The sequence below is a fragment of the Acinetobacter sp. YH01005 genome (genome assembly GCF_013420465.1).
Classification (GTDB): domain Bacteria; phylum Pseudomonadota; class Gammaproteobacteria; order Pseudomonadales; family Moraxellaceae; genus Acinetobacter; species Acinetobacter amyesii.
In genome coordinates, this window is the sequence record NZ_VOYA01000017.1 from 20903 (window position 1) to 43685 (window position 22783).

Consider the following 22783-nt stretch of genomic DNA (forward strand, 5'->3'; position numbering starts at 1 on the left):
CCGGCAAACACTTTAGATATAGACTGTTTCAAACAGCATTGAGAGGGTATGCAACATTTTCAGCATTCATCAGAGACCTATTATAATCGTGAATTGTCACTTTTAGATTTCAATCGGCGGGTCTTGGCTCAGGCACTCGATTCAAGTTTACCTTTACTTGAACGCTTGAATTTTCTCATCATTTTTTCACGCAATTTAGATGAATTCTTTGAAATTCGCATTGCGGGGCTGATGAAACAACGAGATTTGAATGCGATTGCACGGACGCCAGATGCCATTCCGACTGAAGTGGTCTTAGATGAACTTTCCCAAGTGATTCATGACACGGTTGCAGAGCAATACCAGACCCTCAATCATGCTGTATTGCCTGCATTACAAAGTGAAGGCATTCGCTTTATTCAATTTAAAGATATTTTAGAAAAACATCGGGCGTGGATTAGCCATTATTTTAGTAAAGAAGTTCAACCAGTTTTAACACCGATTAGCTTAGATCCATCCCATCCGTTTCCACGCTTGGTCAATAAAAGCCTCAACTTTATTGTGAGCCTAGAAGGCAAAGATGCCTTTGGTCGTGCCATTGAAATGGCGATTGTGCCTGCGCCACGTTCGTTGCCGCGTTTAATCAAAATGCCCATCGAAGTTGAAGGCAGTGCAGAGACACAAATTTTCCTGACCGCCATTATTCAGCAACACATCAATGATTTATTTCCGGGGATGAAAGCGACGGGCTGTTATGCCTTTCGAGTGACACGCAATGCAGATTTGGTTTTGGCTGAGGATGTGGATGACTTGGCGGTGGCATTAAAAGATGAATTGTCTTCACGGCGTTTTGGTCGGGCAGTTCGCTTAGAAATTGAAGATGATTGTCCGCAAAGCATTATTGATTATTTGTTAGATGAATTTGATTTGAGTGAGCAGGAGCTCTATCGCATTGACGGCCCGATCAATTTATCGCGTCTCAGTACCAGTTTTAATCGACCTGAACTGAAATATCCGGTCTATACACCGATTATTCCTAAAGTTTTTCGTAAACAAACCGCGATTTTTGATGTATTAAAAACACAAGATGTCTTGTTACATCATCCGTTTGACTCCTTTCAACCGGTCATTAACCTATTACGTGAAGCTGCAAAAGACCCACAGGTTTTAGCCATTAAGCAGACGCTCTATCGCAGTGGGCCAGATTCGGACATCGTACAAGTTTTGGCGGAGGCTGCTCGCAACGGCAAGGAAGTAACCGCAGTTATCGAACTTCGGGCGCGGTTTGATGAAGAATCCAATATTACCGTGGCCAATATATTGCAAGAAGCTGGGGCTGTCGTGGTGTATGGCATCGTGGGCTATAAAACCCATGCCAAGATGATTTTGATTGTACGCCGTGAAAATAATCAGCTGCTACGCTACGCCCATTTGGGAACAGGTAATTATCACGCAGGCAATGCGCGGATGTATACCGATTATGGCTTGATGACGACGCATCCCGATATTTGCGAGGATGTGCATCGTATGTTTCAGGAACTGACCGGTATGGGCAAGATGGCGAAGCTGAAAGCTTTATTGCATGCACCATTTACCCTGCATACTGAATTATTGAAACTAATTGAACAGGAAATTGTTGCTGCACAAGCGGGAAAATACGCACGAATTATTGTGAAGGTCAATGCACTCACGGAACCGCAACTGATTGCTGCTTTATATCGTGCATCGCAAGCAGGGGTGCGTGTAGATTTAATTATCCGTTCGATTTGTTGTTTGATTCCTCAGGTCAAAGGGATGTCTGAGAATATTCATGTGAGATCCATCGTCGGACGCTTCTTAGAGCATACTCGAGTGTATTATTTTGAGCATGCAGGCGAAAAACGATTGTACTGTGCCAGTGCCGATTGGATGGGACGTAACTTATTTTCACGGGTCGAAACCTGTTTTCCCATTTTAGAAAGCCGTTTGAAAAAACGCATTATGAAAGATGGTCTACTTAACTATTTGGAAGATAATCAAAATGCATGGGAAATGCAGTCAAATGGGCAATGGGAGAAAGTCACGGTTGAAGCAGGTACCGAATCGCATAACGCGCAAAAATATTTGATTGCACAGAAAATTTCGACTGTTTAAGACAAAAAAATCCCGACTTAAGTCGGGATTTTTGGTTTCGCTAAAACCTTTAAGAGGCTTTTGACTGTTTGGATTTTAAAATTTCAGTTCTGAAGTTTTGAGCCAATTCAGCGGCATCACTGTCCATACCATTGAGCATAAACGCATGACGAGTGAGCACATTGGTCGGATTTGGCAAGCTGACCAATTGGAAATGATCTGAAATCTCTTTGAGCAAAGTTGTCGGCACATGAATGGCACTTTCTTTGGCAACCAATTGTTGGACTAAACGTTCAGCCGCTTGTACAGAAGACAATTGCATAGCTTCGACAGAGCTTGAAATTGCACTACGGGTTTGTAAAACGAATCGTTTTTCTTCACGGTAGCGTTTATATAAAACATCTGAAAGCAATTGGAATACTGAGCTGATCATGGTGAGGCAACGCAGCGCATCTGGAGTGTCAGCAGTCATGCTGATGGTTGCGCCATGTTCATCAAACTTATGCACTGTACTGATGTCAGAACTGTTCAATTTATAATGTTGAACACAGAGTTCTGTGGTTTTATTCAAGAAAATTTGGCAGAGATTAAAATACGGCACAGACACGGTTTTGTTGACGCTATCGAGCAACTGTTTCGGATCATAAAATTGAATATTTAATGCCAAGCTGTTGCTGTCGAGAACCACTGGTTTCATGTCTTTATGCTGTTTTGCTTTGGCTTGCGCATTTTGCTGCGCTTGAGCAATCGCCAGAGCGGCATTATGTTTTTCTTGTTCTAAAGCCTGCGCTAGCGTTTGAATTTCATGTTTTAGACGTGATTCATTGTTGATTCGCGCTAAATATTCAGTACGACTTGGACGCGCAATAGCGCGATACGCCAACCATAACAAGCCATGTAAGAATAATGAAAATAGAATCGCAGCCCACTGCGTACGTAAGATTTCACCAATACTTGGTTTAATTAAGGTGATTTCAACCGTTCCGACTTTCTTTTCGTTTTGCAGCGCATCACGAACAAAGATTTCACCGTCACGGGTTTTGGTCAAACCGCCTGTGGCCAAAACTTGATTATTGGCATTTAAAATGCGGATGGAAGCCACGCTCGGGTTGGTTGCATAGCGGTCAGCAAGTAAGGCTAATGATACGGTATTGGCCGGCTCAAGCTCAGATAGGCTGTCTGTAACCAATTGACTGGTCATCAGTTGTCCCTGACTGGCACGGTTTTCGTTCAATTGGTGGGTTGTTGCCAATACCAATAAAAAGGTATGCAAAGCAAAACAAACTACTAATAGGCTAGCAAATAGCCCTTGTCTAGGCGCATTCAACGTAAACTTCCAAGGCAATTCTATTCAATTTAGATTATGATTCTTACATTAGTTGTAGCTCAGACCCGAGTCAATTCATGCGAGAAATCATTCTTATATCACTTTTAGGACCTGACCAACCTAATCAATTTACACGATTAATGCAGGTTTTGTCCGCACATTCCTTACAGATTTTAGATGTCGGACAAGCAGTCATCCACAATCAGCTGACTTTAGGTATTGTTGTTTCGTCGGAAGACCAGACTGCGACAGCATTAGCCATGAAGGAGATGTTGATTTTAGCACATGATATTGGCTTAACTGTGCGCTTTAAACCAATCTCTACAACAGAATATCAACAATGGGTAAATGAGGGAGGCCGCACACGCTATATCGTTACGGCACTTGCGCCAGAATTACAGGCGTCTCATTTACAGGCAGTTACAAATATTGTGTCGAGCCAAGGCTTCAATATTGAAACTGTGACTCGTTTATCTGGCCGTCCAGAGTTAGATGGATCAAGTGAAGGTCCGCGCCGTGCCTGCGTTCAATTTGGTCTAAAAGGCCAGATGTTGGATGCCACTGCGATGCGTGCAGCATGTTTACGTCTATCTACTGAACTAGGGGTAGATGTTGCCGTTCAAGAAGACAATGCTTACCGTCGTAATCGTCGTTTAGTCTGCTTTGATATGGACTCGACGCTGATTGAGCAAGAAGTGATTGACGAATTGGCGATTGAAGCGGGTGTCGGCGCTCAAGTGGCTGAAATCACTGAACGTGCTATGCAAGGTGAACTCGATTTCCAACAAAGTTTCCGTGCACGTGTGGCACTACTCAAAGGTATGGATGCTTCGGTATTGCCTAAGATTGCAGAACGTCTGACTGTCACAGAAGGTGCGGAACGTCTCATTTCAACGCTGAAATCACTGGGCTATCGCACGGCTATTTTGTCAGGTGGTTTTCAGTATTTTGCTGAATATTTACAAGCAAAACTGGGTATCGATGAAGTCCATGCCAATGTACTGGACGTCCAAGATGGCGCGGTAACCGGTGAAGTGAAAGGCCATATTGTGGATGGTGCCCGCAAAGCCTTCTTATTGACACAAATCGCTGAAGAAATGGGGATTTCATTAGAACAAGCCATTGCAGTCGGTGATGGTGCGAATGATTTGCCAATGTTGTCTTTAGCTGGCTTAGGCGTTGCCTTCCGTGCGAAACCTTTGGTGCGTCAAAATGCCAATCAAGCCATTTCAAGTGTGGGTTTAGATGGTGTTCTTTACCTGCTTGGTGTGCACGATAAAGATTTGAATCGTGCTTAAAAGCATTTAATTCATACTAAAAAACGTAGCCAAAAGGCTGCGTTTTTTATGCCAAGAATTCAGCTCATCCGATGAACGGTAGAAGAAAATTGTCGATAAAAACAACGATTAACAGCATTCGAAAAATTAATTTTTTTAGCCTAAAATCAGCTGTTTTTTTTGTAATGACACTCGAAACGAGATGCCATCATTGTTCTAGAAATTCTTTAAAAAGAAAAAATGTAATGACAAAATAATGTTGCGACAAGGTGTGTCGCATGGACAAAAAACGAGACTTTTTTTATGCAAAAAACTCAGCATAATGCTTGCAAGAGATTGAGATCGACCAAATCTATTTACTGAAGATACAGTAGTGAGACGGCTCAGCATCCTGTAAGACAAGAGATGTCAGCTGTCAAATGACGGAGGTTTTTATGTTAACAGCGAATTTAGCAACAATCGTTGGCCTGAGCTTGGTATCGGCGGCTGTGATTGCTGTTTTCTTCTCGCCTTATCGTCGCTGGTTAAGTTTTATGCTGGCGGGGATGCTGGTGTGGGGACTCATTGAAGTAATTCGATTTGGTACACAAACCATGTTTGAATTATCAGTGACTTATAGTTATTTAACGGCATTAATGACCGCAATGGTAGTATTCACTTTAGTATTGTTACGTGAAGACCGCCGTGCAGAGCGCGCGATGGCAAAGCGCCAATGTATAGAGCACACGCCTGTATATGATGAAGAACAGCAATGTTCGAGCCGATAAGTGCCAGAACAAAATTTCAATGAAAATGCGCCTAGGGGCGCATTTTTTTATGAACGCATTAGTCCGATTTGAGATACAAAGCCTTACTTCTCAAAAGCCAAGTTATGTTAGGATGAAGCCAGTCAATTTTCCAACAATTACAATAGGCTTTAAGTCATGAAACTATCATCAATTCCTGTCGTAAAACTACCTTTAGTTGATGTCAGTACGGATCCACTTGATTTACTCGTGGCAGGTTTAGCGCTTCGTATGAAACAGCTTGCACGTACTAGCCCTAAATTCATTGAATTGGTTCATGAACGTCAATTCCGCATTCAAATCGGCACGGATTTAGGTGTTGCACGTCAAATTATTGTAAATAACGGACAGATTGATACTGTTTCAGGCGATGCTGAACAAGCAGACTTTATTTTGCAATTTGCGGACAGTGAACAGGGCGTGAAAACCCTAATGAAAGGTGACCCAACTGCATTCATGACGGGTATGCAAAATGGCAGTATTAAAATGGAAGGTGATTTTGGTCTACTGGTTTGGTTTAACCAAGTGGCGAAGTTAATTCCACCTAAACTTCCAAAACCGGTTAAAGAAAAAATCAAAATCGCACGTGCGTTTATTAAAGAAAAAACAGGTAAGTAAGATTTACTCTGTGTTCTCCTCCGTTAGGGGGGAGAATTTAAAAAAAGCCCTCAAAAGAGGGCTTTTTTAATGCTTCAGTGGTTATTCAACTTCTAAATTAAAGGTCACTGGACCGTCATTGACCAAATGCACTTTCATGTCGGCAGCAAAGATGCCTGTTTGTACATGGTCATATTGGCGCTTGGTGTAATCGACCAACTGTTCATACAGCGCTTTGGCATCGCTTGGCGGCATGGCAGGGCCAAAATCAGGGCGCAGGCCTTTTTGCGTTTGTGCCATCAGAGTAAATTGAGACACCAAGAGGATACCGCCGCCAGCTTGACTGACATTCCAGCCCATCTTGCCTTGTTCATCATCAAAAAAACGGTATTTCAAGATCTTATCGATCAGTTTTTTGCCCTTTTCTAAATCGTCAGCTTTACCAAGTCCTAAAAACACTAAAATACCGTGATTGATTTCACCCGTGATCTCACCATCGACCACCACTTTGGCTTCCAAAACACGTTGTAACAAGGCCCGCATAAATTCTTCCGAGTAGAAAATTGAACATAGGGCAAGGATTGTAGCAAAGACAGCATTCTTTCGAGGCGATGTTTAGAAAATTTTGGGCTCAAATATTTGAAAATGAACTGTATATTTTTTATAAATCCAATAATACGATTGAATTTATAAAAATAATCTGTTTTATCTATTTATTGAATGCCAGTATCTTTGCGGGGCAGGAAAGGTATTTAACAGAGAGATTAAGACGATGTTTAAGCGTTCTTTATTGGTTGCGATGTTAGCAACAGCAACAGCGGCGACTCAAGCAGCGCCATTAACCAAAGACAATGGTGCACCAGTAGGCGATAACCAAAACTCGATTACTGCGGGTCCTAATGGTTCAGTTCTACTTCAAGACGTACAATTGGTTCAAAAATTACAACGTTTTGGCCGTGAGCGTATTCCTGAGCGTGTGGTACATGCCCGTGGTACAGGTGCTTATGGTGAATTCGTTGCAACTAAAGATTTATCTGATCTAACCATTGCTTCATTGTTCAAAGCAGGTACCAAGACTCCAGTATTCTTACGCTTCTCTACTGTAATTCACGGTAAAGGTTCTCTAGAAACTTTACGTGACCCGCACGGTTTTGCGATTAAGTTCTATACACAAGAAGGCAACTGGGACTTAGTGGGTAACCAAACTCCAGTATTCTTTATCCGTGATGCGATCAAATTCCCAGACTTCATCCATGCCATGAAGCCTAGCCCAATCAACAACGTTCAAGACGCAAACCGCGTATTTGACTTCTTGTCTAGCCAGCCATGGGCAACCAACATGTTGACTTATGTGTATGGTAACCAAGGCGTGCCTACCAGCTACCGTGAACAAGACGGCTTTGGTGTACATGCGTACAAGCTTTATAACGACAAAGGCGAATACAAATACGTTAAATTCAACTTCCGCTCTAAACAAGGTGTGAAAGGTCTGAACGTTAAAGAAGCTGCTGAGCAACAAGGTAAAGATTTCAATCACTTGACTAACGATCTTTATAACAACATCAATGCTGGTAAATTCCCGAAATGGGATCTTTATATCCAAGTGTTAGATCCTAAAGATTTAAATAGCTTTGATTTTGACCCACTTGATCCAACAAAAATCTGGCCTACAGATTTAGTGAAAGAAACCAAAGTGGGGACTTTAACGCTCAACCGTATGCCGAAAAACTTCTTCAATGAAACTGAACAAGTGGTATTGGCTCCAGGTAACTTAGTTCCAGGTATCGAGCCTTCAGAAGACCGTCTATTACAAGGCCGTATCTTTTCTTACTCAGATACACAAATGTACCGTTTAGGTGCGAACCACCAACAAATTCCAGTCAATCGTCCATTAGTTGCTGTAAACAACAACAACCAAGATGGTTACATGAATGTTGGCGGCACTTCATCAAATGTGAACTACGAGCCAAGCCGTATTGAGCCAAAACCAGCGACTGCTAAAGCGCGTGCGGTTGAAACGCCGCTTTCTGGCACAGTTCAACAAAAAGGTGTGAAAGAGCAAAACTTCAAGCAAGCGGGTGAGCTTTACCGTTCATACTCTGCTAAAGAAAAAGACGATTTAATCATGAACTTGGCTGCGGATCTTGGCAACGTAAAAGATTCTGAAACCAAGCACATCATGTTGTCTTACTTCTACAAAGCAGATGCAGACTACGGTATGCGTATGACCAAAGCAGTAAACGGTAACCTTGCAACTGTAAAAGCCAAAGCAGCACAACTGAAAGACTAATTTCGATCAGTCTGACGGATTGGTAACTAGGGTCTAGAACGTTACCTCAAAAAAGTCCTATGAAGCTCCATACCTTTCCTGCACCCTAGGGGGAGTTTCATAGGCACTCCTTAAATATTCATTTTTATGAAATGAATTATTTCTAATTCAATTCTACATTCGATTTCTGTTGGAGTTCATCATGAAAGTTATGCAACATTTGACTTTAGCCAGTCTTCTAGCGTTTGGTTCCGCATTCGCAAACGTGGCAATCGCGGAAGATATCTCCCCCGCTAAAGCAACTGCAAGCGATCAGATGACCTCACAACAGGAATTGATCGCAATCTTCTTTGCTGCAGCCAAAACTGGCAATGAAGAAGTCATCAATGAATTTCTTAAGCACGGTTTTCCGGTCGATGTGCGCAATGCTTCGGGTTTTACACCACTGATGATGGCGACCTATTATGGTCATCAAAATATTGTGACTCGTTTGCTAGAACAAGGTGCAGACCGCTGCGCACGTGACAATAAAGGCAACACCGCATTGATGGGTGCCATGTTTAAATTAGAATGGGCGATTGCAAAGCAATTACGCCAAGTGGATTGCGATGCAAATGCCAAAAAAATGGGGCAAAAGACTGCAGAACAGTTTGCGCGTGAATTTGGTCAAGAAGAAAAATATCGACAGTTACTCAAAAAATAGTGAGCTTGATCGCGCTCAGCTTCAGCAAAAAAATTGAAAAAAGTCGATGAATCGCGGTGATTTATAAGTTATTCCACTAAATCAATCGGCTTTTTATCAATAAAGTATGCTTTAATGCAAAGAGTTGATAAAAACTGAAAGTCTTTATGTCTCCAATCATCCAATCCTTATTAGACACAGATCTGTATAAATTCACCATGCTTCAGGTGGTGTTACACAAATTTCCGCAAACCCATAGTGTGTATCACTTTCGTTGCCGTAACTTGGATGATACAGCCTATCCACTGGTTGAAATTTTGGATGATTTAAACATGCAGCTCGACATGCTTTGTCAGTTGAAGTTTAAAGAAGATGAATTGCAGTATTTACGCAGTTTACGTTTTATTAAAAGCGATTTTGTTGATTATCTTGAATTATTTCAGCTTAAACGTCGTTTTATTAAAGCTGGCATTGATGAAGAAGGTCGTTTAGATATTTGGGTAGAAGGCCCAATGGTTCAAGCGATGATGTTTGAAATCTTTGTTTTAGCCATCGTCAATGAATTATATTTCCAACGTATTCGTACACCAGAAGTTTTAGCCGAAGGTGAGCGCCGTTTGCAACATAAGATTGCCTTGCTGAAGCAGTATGAAGCACGGCAAAATCCAAATGATCCACCATTCTTGGTCTCTGATTTTGGCACGCGTCGTCGTTATAGTTATGCATGGCAAAAGCATGTAATTGAAGAATTAAATCAGGCTTCACCGTATATTTTCCGCGGTACAAGTAATGTTCTGATTGCCAAAGACTTGAACATTACTCCAATTGGTACAATGGCGCATGAGTTCCTACAAGCATTCCAAGCGCTTGATGTTCGTCTACGTAACTTCCAGAAGTCTGCGCTAGAAACATGGGTACAGGAATACCGCGGTGACTTAGGAATAGCCTTAACGGACGTTGTCGGTATGGATGCGTTCCTACGTGACTTCGATTTGTACTTTGCCAAACTATTCGACGGTTTACGTCATGACAGTGGCGACCCGTATGAATGGGGCGATAAAGCCTATGCACATTACAAAAAGCTTAAAGTCGATAGCAAAAGTAAAATGCTGACCTTTAGTGATGGTCTAAATATCGAAAAAGCGTGGGATTTGCATAATTACTTTAAAGACCGTTTCCAAGTTAGCTTTGGTATTGGCACCAACTTGACCAATGATATGGGGCAAACTGCGCTGAATATCGTACTGAAACTGGTTGAATGTAATGGTCAATCTGTGGCAAAAATTTCAGATAGTCCGGGTAAAACCATGACGGATAATGATACTTTCTTAGCGTATCTACGTCAGGTGTTTGACATCTCTGAAGTTAGCGCTTAAACACAGCATTAGATAAAACTAAAAAAGCCGAATCAATGATTCGGCTTTTTTATATCTAAAATATTGCTAAAGGAATGCAAAAATTCAGAATAATAGTGAAAATGACTTATGCTAAGATCGAATTTAATCGCACAAAATACAACACGAACAACGATGACAGCATCTACATTGAATTTTGGTCTGCTGATTGAAGCGGAAGAATTGGTTCCACATCTTGGTAATGAAAAACTACGGATCGTCGATTTGAGTCGTCGTTCGGTGTATGACCAATTGCATATTCCACATGCACTGCATGTGCAGCCGAAACTGTTAGTGCGCCAAGAAGAACAAGCGATGGGGCTTTTACCTGACCAAGCCGGTTTAGAACAGCTCATCAGCTATCTGAATATCAGTCCAGAACATCATGTAGTAGTGTATGACGATGAAGGTGGGGCATGGGCTGGTCGACTGATTTGGAACTTACATTGCCTCGGTTTTGAAAATACCAGTCTCCTCAATGGTGGCATCCATGCTTGGCTTGGGGCAGGCTTACCGACCTCGTCTGAAATTGAGCAATTTGAACCCGTGAGCCCATTGGTTGAAGTAAGTGCAGAGGCGCGTGCTCAGTATCAAACAAACTATGATGAGCTATTGGCTCGTGTACAGCAGGAGCAGATCCAAGTATGGGACTGCCGTACCGAAGATGAATATACAGGCTTACGTTTGGCTGCGCGACGCGGCGGTCACATTCCGGGGGCACGACATTTCGAATGGAGTACTGCCCTTAACCGAGAAAATCATTTAAAATTGCATCCTTTAGAACGCACACAACAACGCTTAGAACAATTGGGATTCAATTTAAACGAACCCGTGGTGGTGTATTGTCAGTCCCATCATCGGTCGGGCCTAGCTTATATACTGGGACGTTTACTCGGTTGGAATATTCGAGCTTATGATGGTGCGTGGAGCGAGTGGGGCAACCGACTCGATAGTCCTGTGATCACCGGAGAGTTGCCGTCTTGAGCCTTACATCTCAGTTAAAAAAACAAATTTTTATTCAAGCTCAGCGTGTTGTTCCACAGCACAAATTATCACGTATCGTGGGTAAATTGGCTGCAAGCGAAAACCCTGTGGTGAAAAATGCCGTGATTACCGCATTTAAAGCGCAGTATGGCATCGACATGTCGATTGCTGAGCAAAGCAATGCCTTAAAATTTAAATCCTTCAATGAATTTTTCACTCGCTCTTTAAAAGAAGGCGTGCGTGCAGTCGATGCTGATCCATCCAGTGTTGTTTCACCTGCAGATGGTGCGATTTCACAACTGGGTAAAATTGAAAATGGTGATGTATTTCAGGCCAAAGGCCAGAAGTTCACTGTTGAAAACCTAATTGCCGATCCACAATTGGCTGAACCCTTTAAAAATGGGCAGTTTGCTACGGTTTATTTGTCACCAAAAGACTACCACCGTGTACATATGCCATTTGCAGGGACATTGACAGAAACTTTGTATGTACCGGGTGAATTATTCTCTGTAAACCAAACCACTGCTGAAAATATTCCGGGTTTATTTGCTCGCAATGAACGCATGGTCTGCTTATTTGATACAGAAGTTGGTCGTATGGCGGTTGTACTGGTAGGTGCAATGATCGTGGCAGGTATTGAAACCGTGGCTACAGGTAAAGTTAAACCGACAGGGCGTTTGGAACTGAATCAACACGATTTATTCTTAGAAAAAGGTGCAGAATTGGGCCGTTTCTATTTAGGTTCAACAGCGGTTGTGTTGTTTGAAGAAAACAAAATGCAATGGGATGCGACCTTTAAAGCCAACTCGACTGTGGTGATGGGCGAAGCTTTAGGGCATACCATTTAATGAATTCCCTGTCCCTTTAGGAGAGGGTTAGGGAGAGGTTTTTGAGCTAAGCTGATGTATTCAAAAAAGAATCCCTTCTAACCTCCCTTTATTAAAGGAATGAATAAAAAAAAGCGCCATCAGGCGCTTTTTTTTAATTTCAAAATTTAGCGTTTTACGACAATCGAGTCGATACTGCTATGACGTAAAGTTTGCTGTGCAATCACAGCAGCTTCTTGTGAATCATAGGGGCCAGACACAACGCGATACCAAACTTTGCCGTTTTCATTACTTTGAATCACATCGGCAGATAAACCGTTCAAAATAATTTCAGCACGTCGTGCATCGGCTTGATCAGGATCATCATAACTGCGCACTTGCAGAATATAACTTGCAGCAACAGGCGCAGTTTCTGTGGTTTCTAGTCCAAGCTCTGTGGTTTCAACTGGCTTTTGTTCTGGTGCATCAACAATCACCACCGTTTCTTTATTTTCGGTTTCTGGAACAGCTTGTTCAGGAATTGGCGTCACTTGTTGCTGAGGCAATAGGTCGTAGAAACGATAGTCTTTATTGGTTTCTTCTTGGTAGTGTTCAGAGGTAATTTGACCTTTTGGCTTCACAGGCTCCCAAGGTTTCCAAAGCATGAGCGCAACTAAGAAACTCAACACGATTAAAATGATGACAAGTGTACCTAGCCATGCTGGAATCAATGGTTTTTTAGGCTTATTTGGCCGATCAGATACACCGCGCTGCGTTTTTCCAAACACGTGGAAACCTCATTTAATTTTAATTGTCACGAACCACTTTGGGGCAGCCCAAAGTAGCAAGTCTTGATTGTTATATATTACATGAGTGTCATCAGGAATTTGTTTAATTTTCACAATTTCAGCACAGCCAAGATGACACGGACATATTGCTGAATATAAACGAAATACAGGCTCATTTCGAGCCTGTATTGAAAAGGATTCTTTTTAGCACAATGCAATTGATGACGCTTAAACCCATGCGCTGTGTTTGTGCATGGGCGATGCCGATGAATTTCTATTGTGCTCGCAACATAAAGGGTTGCTTACATGCTTTCAGGCGCACTCACACCCAATAATTCAAGACCATTGCGTAAAACTTGCTGTACGTTTACAGACAGTAATAAGCGAGCTTGAGTCAGTTCTGCATCATCACCCAAGACTTTATTTTCGTTGTACCAACCATGGAACAACGCCGCCAACTCTTTCAAGTAGTTACCCACTTGGTGTGGTTCATAGCTGTTTGCTGCACGAACCACAATTTCAGGATAAGCCGCAAGTTTAGCAAGAACTTCAGTTTCAGCTTCTAACTCAAGTTTAGCTGCAAATTGACGTGCAGCTTCAGCAGAGAATTGAACGTCTGTCGCAGCAGCTTTTTCGAGCATACGGCAGATACGTGCGTGTGCGTATTGGATGTAGTACACCGCATTGTCTTTACTTTGAGACACAGCAAGGTCTAAGTCGAAGTCAATGTGTTGTTCTGATTTACGCATGACGTAGTAGAAACGAGCAGCATCGTTGCCCACTTCTTTACGTAAGTCACGTAAAGTCACGAATTGACCTGAACGAGATGACATTTGAACCATCTCGCCGCCACGCCATAGGCTCACAAATTGAACCAAAAGTACGGTCAATTTTTTAGAATCATAGCCAAGCGCATCAATCGCTGCTTTCACACGTGCAATATAACCGTGGTGGTCTGAACCCCAAATATCAATGATATCGGTATAGCCGCGTTGTAGTTTATTTAAGTGATAAGCAATGTCGGATGCGAAGTATGTAGTTTGACCATTACGACGTTTCACAACACGGTCTTTTTCATCACCAAAATCAGTTGATTTGAACCAGATGTTGCCATCTTTTTCGTATAAGAAACCACGTTGATCGAGCATTTGTAATGCTTCATCAATTTTTTCAGTCAAGGTTGCTTCGCTGAACCATTGATTGAAAGTCACGCCAAATTCACCGAGGTCATCTTTAATGTCATCGAGAATGGCTTTCAGCGCAGCTTGATGGAACACACGGTAACCCGCAGCCAAATGGTTTTGTGAATTATGAATTAGGCCATCAATGTGTTTTTCTTTATCGCCTGAAACAACGACTTTATTGCCTTCGCTATCGAGTTCAGCGGCATATTGCACATCTTCTGGAACATCTTTGTAGATGTCGGCAACAGGGCGTACATAAGCATCGCCATCTTTGTCGATAATGCTTTGTGCGATTTCTTTAACGTAGTCGCCTTGGTATGCATTTTTAGGGAAGATCAGTTGTTGACCGGTCAATTCTAAATAACGCAAGTAAGTCGATGTCGCCAAGATATCCATTTGACGACCAGCATCGTTGACATAGTATTCACGGTCAACTTTGGCACCTGTTGCTTCAAGAAGATTGGCAACGGTCATACCGTAAGCTGCGCCACGACCATGACCAACATGTAGGCTAGACGTTGGGTTGGCTGAAACGAATTCCACTTGAACACGTTTTTCAGCGTTGGCCTGTGTACGACCGAACTGATCTTTCTGAGCTTGAATTTGGTCTAAGACAGCAAATCGTTGGTCAGCATTTAAAAAGAAGTTAATAAAGCCAGGACCTGCAATTTCTGCTTTGCTGATATCTGCGACTTCTGGAAGATTTGCCAGAATTTTTTCGGCTAAATCACGCGGCTTCATACCTGCAGCTTTAGAAGCAATCATGGCAATGTTTGACGCAAAGTCACCGTGGCTTCGGTCTTTGGTTCGGGTCAAATTGCTAGTATTGTTCCAGTCATTTGGGAGTACACCTTCAGCTTGAAGGGATTGCACTGCATGATCGAGCGCTGCTTGTATTGCCGTATTCATAATCAGTCGAAAAATAAATGTCGCAGAAAAACGGTAAATATAGCAAATTTCAGGCTCTTTAGGTGAACCCATTTGTTGCGAATAAAAAATATTCGATAAAAGTGAAGCATTGCTTATATCGAAGTAAAACGATATAAGTGGTTTAGCGATTCAGGATCACTGCTTGAGTATATGGATATGTCACAACCCACCCCTAAAATTTTTGGCAATGTGCCGAAGTTAGCTGCACGCTGGGCGCTGATTATCGTGCCGTTTATTTTGTCTTGTCTCATGAGCGGCATTATTTCGTTTATTAATATGCTCAGAAATTTAGGTTGGTTTGAGGGTTTTCTTACCCTATGGCTGCATAATTGGATGATTTCTTGGGCAATTGCTTTTCCCATTGTGCTGATTTTATTGCCGTTTGTTCGAAAATTTACAGGCCTGCTGGTTGATATGTCAGGACCACAGCCACCTGCAAAATAAGCCTGCATGTAAGTCACAGTTGAGTAAAACGGTGACTTACTGCATTTCGCTTTAAATATTTATAGGCTATCGCGACAACTTACGGCTTTAGAGAGTAATTCGGCTTTGTTGTTTTGGAAGGTATAGAGTTTTGAGGCATTAAACACTTTAATGACTTTGGCCTGAGCGACAGCGGTTTTAAAGCTTTGGAACTTTTGCTGATGGGCTGTCTCAAACGGATTTCCAAAGTTTTTATTGTCGAGCAGAATTTGAATTTGCCCCACATTTGTATCATGTGCTTTTAGGATCTCTTGGCCATCCGCGTTGCTTATACTGAAAGTTGGGCGCTGAGTGCTGATTTTGCAATTCAATTTGAGGCTCAAGGTGAAATTGTCTGCCGATTTATTTTTGAGGGTAGATGTGCCTTGTTGATCATTTTCAATATAGACCCACTGATTTTTCGGCATATTGGTCAGCAGAGTTTCTAACTGTTGTTGGGTACTTTTGCTGATATCGACAGTGCCTTTTTTATCGATTTCAGGGGCTTTTTCTTTACCGAGCATGCCCATCACTTTGTCGCTGACTGTGCTACTGGTTTTGGAAATGGTCTGGCAAGCGCTTAAGCTACTGATGATTAGAATGAATGGTAGTGTATAGATGGCAGGTAAATGCATAGATTTTATTGTTCTATTAAATTTTCGGATCGGCAAAGTTTAACGGTTCTACGCATAAAGCTCAAACCTGCGGCCAATCTCCTTTGAGGAGGACTGCTGCAGGCGGCTAAAGCAGCCATTCTACACAGGCACGAATAATTCCCAGTGCAAGGCCAATAAAACCGCCGACCACGACACCATTGACTCGGATCATATGCAGGTCGCCACCGACTTCGTTTTCGATCTTATCGATCATTTCACGTGAGTCCCATTCATGTATACGTTCACTGATAAACCGAATGACTTTTTCACTATATTGGTCGGAGAGATTGATGGCAATATCACTCATTTTCTCATTCAGCAATTGGCGTACAGCGACATTAGAGACAATATTTTCGCCCACTTGTTGAATGGCGACGCGTAGGTTTTGTGCAATGCCTGAGTTGGGCTTTTCTAAATCAGAACGAATCGCGTCGCATAAAATCACCACTGCACCACTGATAAAATTCAACATTTGTGGACTATCGAGCATGGCATCTTTGGTACTGTTCAGGCGTTGGCTGGCTACACTTTGATTGTCTGCCAACTCATGCATGAGTTGCTGTGCCATGTCTTCGATTTTACGACGCCACGGATGTTCATGGTCGGCAAGCATCGACTCGACACGACTGACCAGTGAATCAATGGTGCGCTGTTGTACATCAATACCAATCCAACTCGCACCTTTGGCGAGCTTCCATACCCCAAGTTCTTTAAACAATTGACGTGATAAATCACGGGTTTGTTCAGGGTGTTGTAGCATCCAATCATGGGCTAAATCCAGTCCACGTTGCAGGACATCTTGATGGAAGTCATTTTCTAAAACTGCCCGTAGCATTTCACTGGCAAGATGGTTGACTTGCGTATTGCGTACCCATTGCACGCTGTTATTTTGGATAAATCGTCCAATTTGTTCCTGACCGACAAATTCAAAAATTTTCGGTACCGTTTGCTGAATGACTTGGGTCACTTGAGCATTATTGTGCGGATTGGCCAACCATTTCCCGACGGCAAGAGAGAGATCCGTCTCCGCTAAGCTTTTTTCAACCACTTGTGGTGAAAGAAAATTCTCCTGAACAAAGCGGCCCATTGACTCGGCAATGCGTGCTTTATTACGAGGAATAATTTCTGTGTGGTCACGTAAAAATTTAGGAATCGGAATCCGACCAAAGGGATTGCGAAATAAAACGGTTATCGCATACCAGTCTGCCAAACCACCAACCACGCCAGCTTCTGCTGAAAGCATCAAAATATGAATGAGCCAGACGTATTCGGGCAGCAATTTAGCTGCGATCATCAATGCAATCCACGCCAGCACAGCCACCACCAAAGCAATGGTGGCAAAGCGTTTACTGCGTTGCAGACTGGGTGAAACAGCGGGCTGTTCAATTGGGTTCATCAATGATCGGGTCTCTATGGGTTGACTTATTTGGTGGCAGGCTCAGCGGCTACAGGCAAAGGATTTCCTTGGCTGTCTAAACCATATTTAGCCCCGAGTGATTGCAAAATCAAGCGAGCATCAAAGGCATCCTGAGGGGCTTTGGCACGATCTTTATAGCAAGTAATACTGTAGGAAACTTGAGTTGGATCGAGTGTGACCACCTGTGGAACGTCATAAAACGGGCCTGGCCAAAAACCAGGATGGCGACGGTAATAGCCATATGGATAAGGCATAGGGTCTGGGTAAATCACTGCTTGGCGTGGCGGTTTTTGACTCCGGTTACTCGGGTCATCCATGACTTTAAAATATTGAAAGCCATTGTGTAGGGTGGTTTGAGCGGCTTTAACCAAGGTGATTTCTTCGGCAGTGCCATAGCTCATATTGGGTCTAGCTTGGAAGCTAATCCGATAGCTTTGAGCATTTAATGGCGTTGCAGTATAACGACCCAATTGTTCGAAGGTTAAAGGCTTCGATGGGGTGCTTGCACAGCCGGTGAAGCCCAGTGCTGCGGTCATGGCTGCTGCGATAATGAGTTTGTTCATGCGCATACTCCTGTTCAGTCGGTTCTTGGCAAGGGGAGATACTGGCCAAAAGCCGTCAATTAAAAGCTAGAATTGGGCTGGGTTAAAAATTCCAATTCCTCTGCTGTGGATGTTCTGCCCAATACCAAATTGCGATGAGGGTAACGTCCAAATCGATCGATAATCACTTTATGCTTTTTTTCAAATTCTAAGTTTATCGGATTGCCTAGTTGCTCAAATAATTTTAACGCGCTTTGATGGATTTTTGTCGATTCGCTATGCATAAAGGGCATATATAAAAATGAGCGCTGTTCAGGACTTAATTGTAGGTCTAAACCCTGTGCGATGGCTTCTTGGGCAAGTGCCAAAGCCAGCGCATCTTGGGCAAAAGCCAAGCCAGAATCACGGAATAAATTTCGAGAAAATTGATCTAAAACAATAATTTCAGCCAAGCGACCTTCGGCATTAGTACGCCATTGCCATAGTTCTGCTTGACTGGCTGCTTGATGGATGTCTTTAAACTTTTTTTCGATTAAAACATCAAAATTATTGCTTTTAGCGAACCAATTGGGCTGATTTTCTGGGTTAAACCAAAATTCGAGAATATCTTGATAATTCATAAGTTTTAAGCATTATTAGCATATATTTGTTTATAAAATCACAAATTTCAAATGTCATATAGAGTAAGTTTGTGATAAAAAATTGCCAAAATAAAATCACGGTTTGTCTCAAAACTATACAGTGGGTCATTTGCCCACTTCAAATCGCGTTATACTGATATAAACTGATGATTTTATTTTAGTAGTTTCTTCCATTTAAGCGAGATAGCAATGAGTCAACCCGAATCGACCTCTCAAGACATTTTACCGACTTGGGTAGATTCTTCGCTGATTAAAGGAATGTTGCGCGGTATTGAGCGTGAAAGCTTACGTATGCAAAGCAACGGTTTCTTGTCTCAGGCCGACCACCCCCAAGCCTTGGGTGCGGCTTTGACTCATCCGCATATTACGACAGACTATTCTGAAGCTTTAATGGAATTTATCACGCCGCCAAAAGAAACCATTACCGAGGCTTTGAACTATCTGCAAGATATTCACGCTGTTGCACATACGCATTTAGAACATGGTGAAAAACTTTGGCCGTTGTCGATGCCATGCATGTTGGATAAAGACGAAGACAGTATTCGTTTAGCGCAATATGGCAGCTCGAATATAGGACGTTTTAAAACCTTGTACCGTCGTGGTTTAGGGGTGCGCTATGGTCGCCGGATGCAGACCATTTCAGGGGTGCATTATAATTTATCCTTCCCAGATCATTTCTTTGAAGCACTGCAACAGCACGAAACTGACGATGCCCTCAAAGCATTGAGCTTACAGGATTATCGCAGTCACCGTTATTTTGGCCTGATCCGTAATTTTATTCGTTTAACGCCATTGGTGATGTTTTTGGTTGGGGCGAGCCCGTCGGTGTGTAAATGTTTTATGACTGGACGTGAACATCAGCTGTTACCGCTCTTAAAAGGCACGTTATTTTTACCTTATGCAACGGCACTGCGTATGGGAAATTTTGGCTATCAAAATTCAGCACAAAAACAGTTAGGGATTCACTACAACGACATTCAGGCGTATTTGGAAGGTTTGCAAAAAGCGGTGCATACCCCATATGCCGCATTTAGTCATTTAGGTTTAAATGATGAACAGGGCGAACCGATTCAAATTAATGACCATGTATTGCAAATTGAAAATGAATACTACAGTTTGGTTCGTCCGAAACAAGTGCCACAGGATGGTGAAACACCATCTAAAGCCCTGCAAAATCGTGGCGTAGGTTATGTTGAATTACGCGCAGTAGATGTCAATCCTTATAGTCCGATTGGGATCAATGAAGACACAGCAGGCTTGCTTGAAGTGGTGGCTTTATACTGTTTATTGCAAGACAGCCCAGCATTGTTAGATGCCGAACAAAATGAAATTGAGAAAAATCAGGCGGAAGTAGTGAACCGTGGTCGTGCGCCAAACGCGGTGATTTTACAGCAAGGTCAGGCGATTCCAATTGAAACATGGTGTCGTACACATGTTGCAGCGATGCAACCGTTGGCTGAATTGCTGGATGATTCTTACAATACAGATATTTACACTCAGGCAATGGCTGTGATGCAATCACGCATCGATGAAGTCGATGAAACATTGTCGGCACGTATGATTAGCGATACTTTAGAACAAGGTGGAACTTGGGGCTTTGGTAGCTTTATGGCCTTACAACATGCTGAAGTGTATGAGCAGCATGTCTTGAGCCCTGAAACTGCAGGATATTTTGCAAAAGCTGCTGAGCAGTCTTTAGAAAAACAGGCGCAACTTGAGCAAGACTGCACCTTGAGTTTTGAAGAATATTTGAAAAACTTTAGATAAAAAATTTTAAGAGGATTTACCATGAAATGGAGTTTCCGCTTCGTGAGTGGTTTGTTGTTTTTAGCCAGCGTGATCGGTATGTCTTTTGCGCTGTTTTTAGAACATGTACAAGGCTTAGAACCTTGTCCGTTGTGCGTATTCCAACGTATTGGTCTGATTGGACTCGGCATCATTTCATTGATTGCGTTGATTCACAATCCAGCATCGAATTGGGGTAAACGCATTTACGCATTGTTGGGGACACTGTCGATTTTATGGTCTGCTGGGGTGGCTGCGCGTCATATTTGGCTGCAAAACTTACCGCCAGACAAAGTACCGAGCTGTGGCCCGGGACTGGATTATTGGGTAGAAACGCTGCCGTTAAAATCGGTCTTTGAGCAAGTGCTGACCGGCTCTGGTGAATGTGCCAAAGTGGATTGGACGTTCTTGGGGCAATCGTTACCGGTTTGGTCATTGGTGTTTTTTGCGGTATTAACCTTGCTCAGTCTTTGGCAGTTATTGCGTAAATATCCAAGCAAACCAGTCCCACGTTTACGTGATAAATTTTAATTCTATGATGCAAAAAAAAGCCCTCAACTGAGGGCTTTTTTATACGAGTCTGCATGGGGGAAGTTTACCCTAGGTTAGGGCAATGCCTTCCACACTTTCCAAGTCCATCATAAATTCATAGATATGATCACAAGCTTTATCGTCATTGTTTGGATAGAACCAATGCACGATTTGCTCAGCCACTTGCGGATGATGCTGAATTTCAAAATGGTTCAAGCCATAAAAAATTGCTTTATGTGAATCTGGCACTTTCAGTTGATAACGTGCATTTGGGTGTTCCCCCAACGCACTTTTCACGCTGACCAAGTAATCTCCAATTACATGCCGCGTTTTATTGCGACGATGTTCATATTCGATGGTCCCTGCCACGAGGTAGGTATTGATGTGTGATGGAATCGGGGCAGGTTTACGGTTGTCATCCATGAGCCCAATACGAACATCATTATGTTCCCAATCGTCATCACGCACGCTGCCATAGCGCAAATCTAAAATGCCGTTACTGCGAATATTCACCACATGCCCCACGATTTTGACCAAGGGGAAACGCCCCAATTGATCTTGCAGATGAAATCCGATACGTTCAAGCACAGCACCATGATGTGGTGAACCCAAGCAGACTAGATTTTCGACTTGATGAATCCATTGATACATATTTTGTTTGCCATAAAAAATGGCACTACGGGACACTAAGCCCCCCATACTATGACCAATTAAGTCGATACTGGTAATGCCGGGGTTGCGACGGACCAAATCTTCTAATGTATTGGCTAGGCTGCGACCATTGGTCGAGATACGACGACCTGTATTGTAATTTAAATACAGCATGGTGTTATGGTCACGTTGAGAAAGTAATTTTTCACCAATGCCGCCATATTTGGCTGTCGACCATGACAGATGATTCATGCAGAGCCCATGAATCAACAGGGTAATACGACCGGTTAATTCGCCTTTTTGTACCGCACCATAATGGTCGTAAACCACCATCGGTAAGGCCATCGGGTTGTGATATTTCAGTAAATAGTCGCCCAAGACCCCATTCAGCGCGCCCACTAAAAAATGTAAAGATGGCGTGAGCGGTTTGTCGTGTAAGCGTGGGAATTTTTCAATAATGCTACGCAGCGTTGGTGCGAGTAAATAATTGCCATAATTGAAAAAGGTGTTGTAAGAAAATTCATAAATCCGTGCAATGGTCGGCTGCTTATGAAAGGCTTTCGAGCCTTGTTCGCTCATTCCAAAAATACTGATTAAAATTTCACGTTGAATGTTTTTGATCAAGTCATGCACGACATCACTAAAACGCATTGTCACGAGCTGTGCCAAACCTTCCAGAACATCAGCTTGACTGGGTGGTGTGCGATCCCATTTACAATAGGTTTCATGCAATGGTGTTAAGCTAGGCATAATGTTCCTATCCTTACATTCAATGCTATCCCTCGATTGTATTTATTACTGGAATAGCCTGAAGTTTCATTGTTTATTTTATAAAATTCTCACGAACAGCTTTTACAATACCGATAACAGACCTGTCGGTGAATGCCTTTTGTCTGACAATTTTACTAAAAATTCAAATTTAGAAAATGTGACGCAGTTAGCACTTATATGCCACTTTTAAAGCAATTTAAAGATCAATTTGGA

At 42.5% G+C, this 22783-nt stretch carries 21 protein-coding genes; 12 read left to right on the forward strand and 9 right to left on the reverse strand.

Features of this window, described 5'->3' with window-relative positions; all coding sequences use genetic code 11:
* The first annotated feature begins 48 nt into the window (after nt 1-48).
* Nucleotides 49-2112, forward strand: a complete 2064-nt coding sequence (ppk1, locus tag FTT72_RS12085) for a polyphosphate kinase 1 (protein ID WP_180178444.1) — start codon at nt 49-51, stop codon at nt 2110-2112.
* Between the two features lie 49 nt (nt 2113-2161).
* Here ppk1 and FTT72_RS12090 read toward each other — a convergent pair whose 3' ends face one another.
* Nucleotides 2162-3418 carry a hypothetical protein gene (locus FTT72_RS12090; protein ID WP_168379711.1) on the reverse strand — a complete coding sequence of 419 codons (1257 nt, stop codon included), beginning with the start codon at nt 3416-3418 and terminating at the stop codon, nt 2162-2164.
* Nucleotides 3419-3495: 77 nt separating this feature from the next.
* On the opposite strand from FTT72_RS12090, the gene serB reads away from it, so the two are divergent.
* The 3 genes from serB to FTT72_RS12105 all read left to right on the forward strand — a co-directional run bounded on the left by serB (nt 3496) and on the right by FTT72_RS12105 (nt 6098).
* The gene (gene serB, locus FTT72_RS12095; RefSeq protein WP_078193257.1) at nt 3496-4716 is read left to right on the forward strand and encodes a phosphoserine phosphatase SerB; all 1221 of its coding nucleotides are present in this window, start codon (nt 3496-3498) and stop codon (nt 4714-4716) included.
* A 413-nt stretch (nt 4717-5129) separates the two neighbouring features.
* Nucleotides 5130-5462: an AciT family ciprofloxacin tolerance protein gene (gene aciT, locus FTT72_RS12100; protein ID WP_078193317.1), complete on the forward strand. Its 333-nt coding sequence runs from the start codon at nt 5130-5132 to the stop codon at nt 5460-5462.
* A 156-nt stretch (nt 5463-5618) separates the two neighbouring features.
* Complete coding sequence (locus tag FTT72_RS12105; protein WP_180004346.1) at nt 5619-6098, forward strand: SCP2 sterol-binding domain-containing protein; 480 nt, start codon at nt 5619-5621, stop codon at nt 6096-6098.
* Nucleotides 6099-6179: 81 nt separating this feature from the next.
* Here FTT72_RS12105 and dtd read toward each other — a convergent pair whose 3' ends face one another.
* A complete protein-coding gene (gene dtd / locus FTT72_RS12110; protein ID WP_180036027.1) occupies nt 6180-6620 on the reverse strand; it encodes a D-aminoacyl-tRNA deacylase in 441 nt (146 codons plus the stop codon).
* A 229-nt stretch (nt 6621-6849) separates the two neighbouring features.
* On the opposite strand from dtd, the gene FTT72_RS12115 reads away from it, so the two are divergent.
* The 5 genes from FTT72_RS12115 to asd all read left to right on the forward strand — a co-directional run bounded on the left by FTT72_RS12115 (nt 6850) and on the right by asd (nt 12254).
* On the forward strand, nt 6850-8367 hold the full coding sequence (locus tag FTT72_RS12115; RefSeq protein ID WP_180178445.1) for a catalase: 1518 nt from the start codon (nt 6850-6852) through the stop codon (nt 8365-8367).
* 181 nt (nt 8368-8548) lie between these two features.
* The gene (locus tag FTT72_RS12120; RefSeq protein ID WP_078193253.1) at nt 8549-9049 is read left to right on the forward strand and encodes an ankyrin repeat domain-containing protein; all 501 of its coding nucleotides are present in this window, start codon (nt 8549-8551) and stop codon (nt 9047-9049) included.
* Nucleotides 9050-9195: 146 nt separating this feature from the next.
* Nucleotides 9196-10404 (forward strand): nicotinate phosphoribosyltransferase, encoded by a 1209-nt coding sequence (gene pncB / locus FTT72_RS12125; RefSeq protein ID WP_180163084.1) that lies wholly within the window; start codon nt 9196-9198, stop codon nt 10402-10404.
* A 153-nt stretch (nt 10405-10557) separates the two neighbouring features.
* Nucleotides 10558-11406, forward strand: coding sequence for a sulfurtransferase (locus FTT72_RS12130; RefSeq protein ID WP_111885136.1), 849 nt, complete (start codon nt 10558-10560; stop codon nt 11404-11406).
* The gene (asd, locus tag FTT72_RS12135) at nt 11403-12254 is read left to right on the forward strand and encodes an archaetidylserine decarboxylase (protein WP_078190610.1); all 852 of its coding nucleotides are present in this window, start codon (nt 11403-11405) and stop codon (nt 12252-12254) included. The genes FTT72_RS12130 and asd overlap by 4 nt, the downstream gene beginning before the upstream one ends.
* A 146-nt stretch (nt 12255-12400) precedes the next feature.
* Here asd and FTT72_RS12140 read toward each other — a convergent pair whose 3' ends face one another.
* Both FTT72_RS12140 and argS read right to left on the reverse strand, forming a co-directional pair.
* Nucleotides 12401-13000: an SPOR domain-containing protein gene (locus FTT72_RS12140; RefSeq protein ID WP_180004357.1), complete on the reverse strand. Its 600-nt coding sequence runs from the start codon at nt 12998-13000 to the stop codon at nt 12401-12403.
* A gap of 302 nt (nt 13001-13302) precedes the next feature.
* Entirely contained in the window at nt 13303-15093 is a 1791-nt protein-coding gene (gene argS / locus FTT72_RS12145; RefSeq protein ID WP_180178446.1) for an arginine--tRNA ligase, read from the reverse strand.
* A 177-nt stretch (nt 15094-15270) separates the two neighbouring features.
* Here argS and FTT72_RS12150 point away from each other — a divergent pair, with 177 nt between their 5' ends.
* A complete protein-coding gene (locus tag FTT72_RS12150) occupies nt 15271-15558 on the forward strand; it encodes a DUF2798 domain-containing protein (RefSeq protein ID WP_372491143.1) in 288 nt (95 codons plus the stop codon).
* A 59-nt stretch (nt 15559-15617) separates the two neighbouring features.
* On the opposite strand, the gene FTT72_RS12155 is transcribed toward FTT72_RS12150, so the two are convergent.
* From FTT72_RS12155 to FTT72_RS12170, 4 genes are all read right to left on the reverse strand, one after another.
* Entirely contained in the window at nt 15618-16211 is a 594-nt protein-coding gene (locus FTT72_RS12155) for a hypothetical protein (protein WP_111885114.1), read from the reverse strand.
* A gap of 106 nt (nt 16212-16317) precedes the next feature.
* Nucleotides 16318-17628 (reverse strand): DUF445 domain-containing protein, encoded by a 1311-nt coding sequence (locus tag FTT72_RS12160; protein ID WP_180178447.1) that lies wholly within the window; start codon nt 17626-17628, stop codon nt 16318-16320.
* A gap of 26 nt (nt 17629-17654) precedes the next feature.
* Nucleotides 17655-18212, reverse strand: coding sequence for a hypothetical protein (locus tag FTT72_RS12165; RefSeq protein WP_180108874.1), 558 nt, complete (start codon nt 18210-18212; stop codon nt 17655-17657).
* A gap of 59 nt (nt 18213-18271) precedes the next feature.
* The gene (locus FTT72_RS12170) at nt 18272-18811 is read right to left on the reverse strand and encodes a DUF924 family protein (protein ID WP_180178448.1); all 540 of its coding nucleotides are present in this window, start codon (nt 18809-18811) and stop codon (nt 18272-18274) included.
* A gap of 210 nt (nt 18812-19021) precedes the next feature.
* Here FTT72_RS12170 and gshA point away from each other — a divergent pair, with 210 nt between their 5' ends.
* Together gshA and FTT72_RS12180 are read left to right on the forward strand one after the other, a co-directional pair.
* Nucleotides 19022-20599, forward strand: a complete 1578-nt coding sequence (gshA, locus tag FTT72_RS12175; protein WP_180178449.1) for a glutamate--cysteine ligase — start codon at nt 19022-19024, stop codon at nt 20597-20599.
* A 21-nt stretch (nt 20600-20620) separates the two neighbouring features.
* The gene (locus FTT72_RS12180) at nt 20621-21148 is read left to right on the forward strand and encodes a disulfide bond formation protein B (RefSeq protein ID WP_078190602.1); all 528 of its coding nucleotides are present in this window, start codon (nt 20621-20623) and stop codon (nt 21146-21148) included.
* Nucleotides 21149-21217: 69 nt separating this feature from the next.
* Here the strand turns inward: FTT72_RS12180 and FTT72_RS12185 are convergent, their stop codons facing one another.
* The gene (locus FTT72_RS12185; protein WP_180178450.1) at nt 21218-22549 is read right to left on the reverse strand and encodes an alpha/beta hydrolase; all 1332 of its coding nucleotides are present in this window, start codon (nt 22547-22549) and stop codon (nt 21218-21220) included.
* Between the last annotated feature and the right edge of the window lie 234 nt (nt 22550-22783).

Coding starts and splice junctions, on each gene's coding strand:
- serB (WP_078193257.1), top strand. CDS start 3,496: ATGCGAGAAATCATTCTTATATCACTTTTAGGACCTGACCAACCTAAT.
- argS (WP_180178446.1), bottom strand. CDS start 15,093: ATGAATACGGCAATACAAGCAGCGCTCGATCATGCAGTGCAATCCCTT.
- FTT72_RS12150 (WP_372491143.1), top strand. CDS start 15,271: ATGTCACAACCCACCCCTAAAATTTTTGGCAATGTGCCGAAGTTAGCT.
- FTT72_RS12120 (WP_078193253.1), top strand. CDS start 8,549: ATGAAAGTTATGCAACATTTGACTTTAGCCAGTCTTCTAGCGTTTGGT.
- gshA (WP_180178449.1), top strand. CDS start 19,022: ATGAGTCAACCCGAATCGACCTCTCAAGACATTTTACCGACTTGGGTA.
- FTT72_RS12115 (WP_180178445.1), top strand. CDS start 6,850: ATGTTTAAGCGTTCTTTATTGGTTGCGATGTTAGCAACAGCAACAGCG.
- FTT72_RS12170 (WP_180178448.1), bottom strand. CDS start 18,811: ATGAATTATCAAGATATTCTCGAATTTTGGTTTAACCCAGAAAATCAG.
- ppk1 (WP_180178444.1), top strand. CDS start 49: ATGCAACATTTTCAGCATTCATCAGAGACCTATTATAATCGTGAATTG.
- FTT72_RS12165 (WP_180108874.1), bottom strand. CDS start 18,212: ATGAACAAACTCATTATCGCAGCAGCCATGACCGCAGCACTGGGCTTC.
- FTT72_RS12180 (WP_078190602.1), top strand. CDS start 20,621: ATGAAATGGAGTTTCCGCTTCGTGAGTGGTTTGTTGTTTTTAGCCAGC.
- pncB (WP_180163084.1), top strand. CDS start 9,196: ATGTCTCCAATCATCCAATCCTTATTAGACACAGATCTGTATAAATTC.
- FTT72_RS12160 (WP_180178447.1), bottom strand. CDS start 17,628: ATGAACCCAATTGAACAGCCCGCTGTTTCACCCAGTCTGCAACGCAGT.
- FTT72_RS12185 (WP_180178450.1), bottom strand. CDS start 22,549: ATGCCTAGCTTAACACCATTGCATGAAACCTATTGTAAATGGGATCGC.
- FTT72_RS12130 (WP_111885136.1), top strand. CDS start 10,558: ATGACAGCATCTACATTGAATTTTGGTCTGCTGATTGAAGCGGAAGAA.
- FTT72_RS12105 (WP_180004346.1), top strand. CDS start 5,619: ATGAAACTATCATCAATTCCTGTCGTAAAACTACCTTTAGTTGATGTC.
- dtd (WP_180036027.1), bottom strand. CDS start 6,620: ATGCGGGCCTTGTTACAACGTGTTTTGGAAGCCAAAGTGGTGGTCGAT.
- FTT72_RS12155 (WP_111885114.1), bottom strand. CDS start 16,211: ATGCATTTACCTGCCATCTATACACTACCATTCATTCTAATCATCAGT.
- aciT (WP_078193317.1), top strand. CDS start 5,130: ATGTTAACAGCGAATTTAGCAACAATCGTTGGCCTGAGCTTGGTATCG.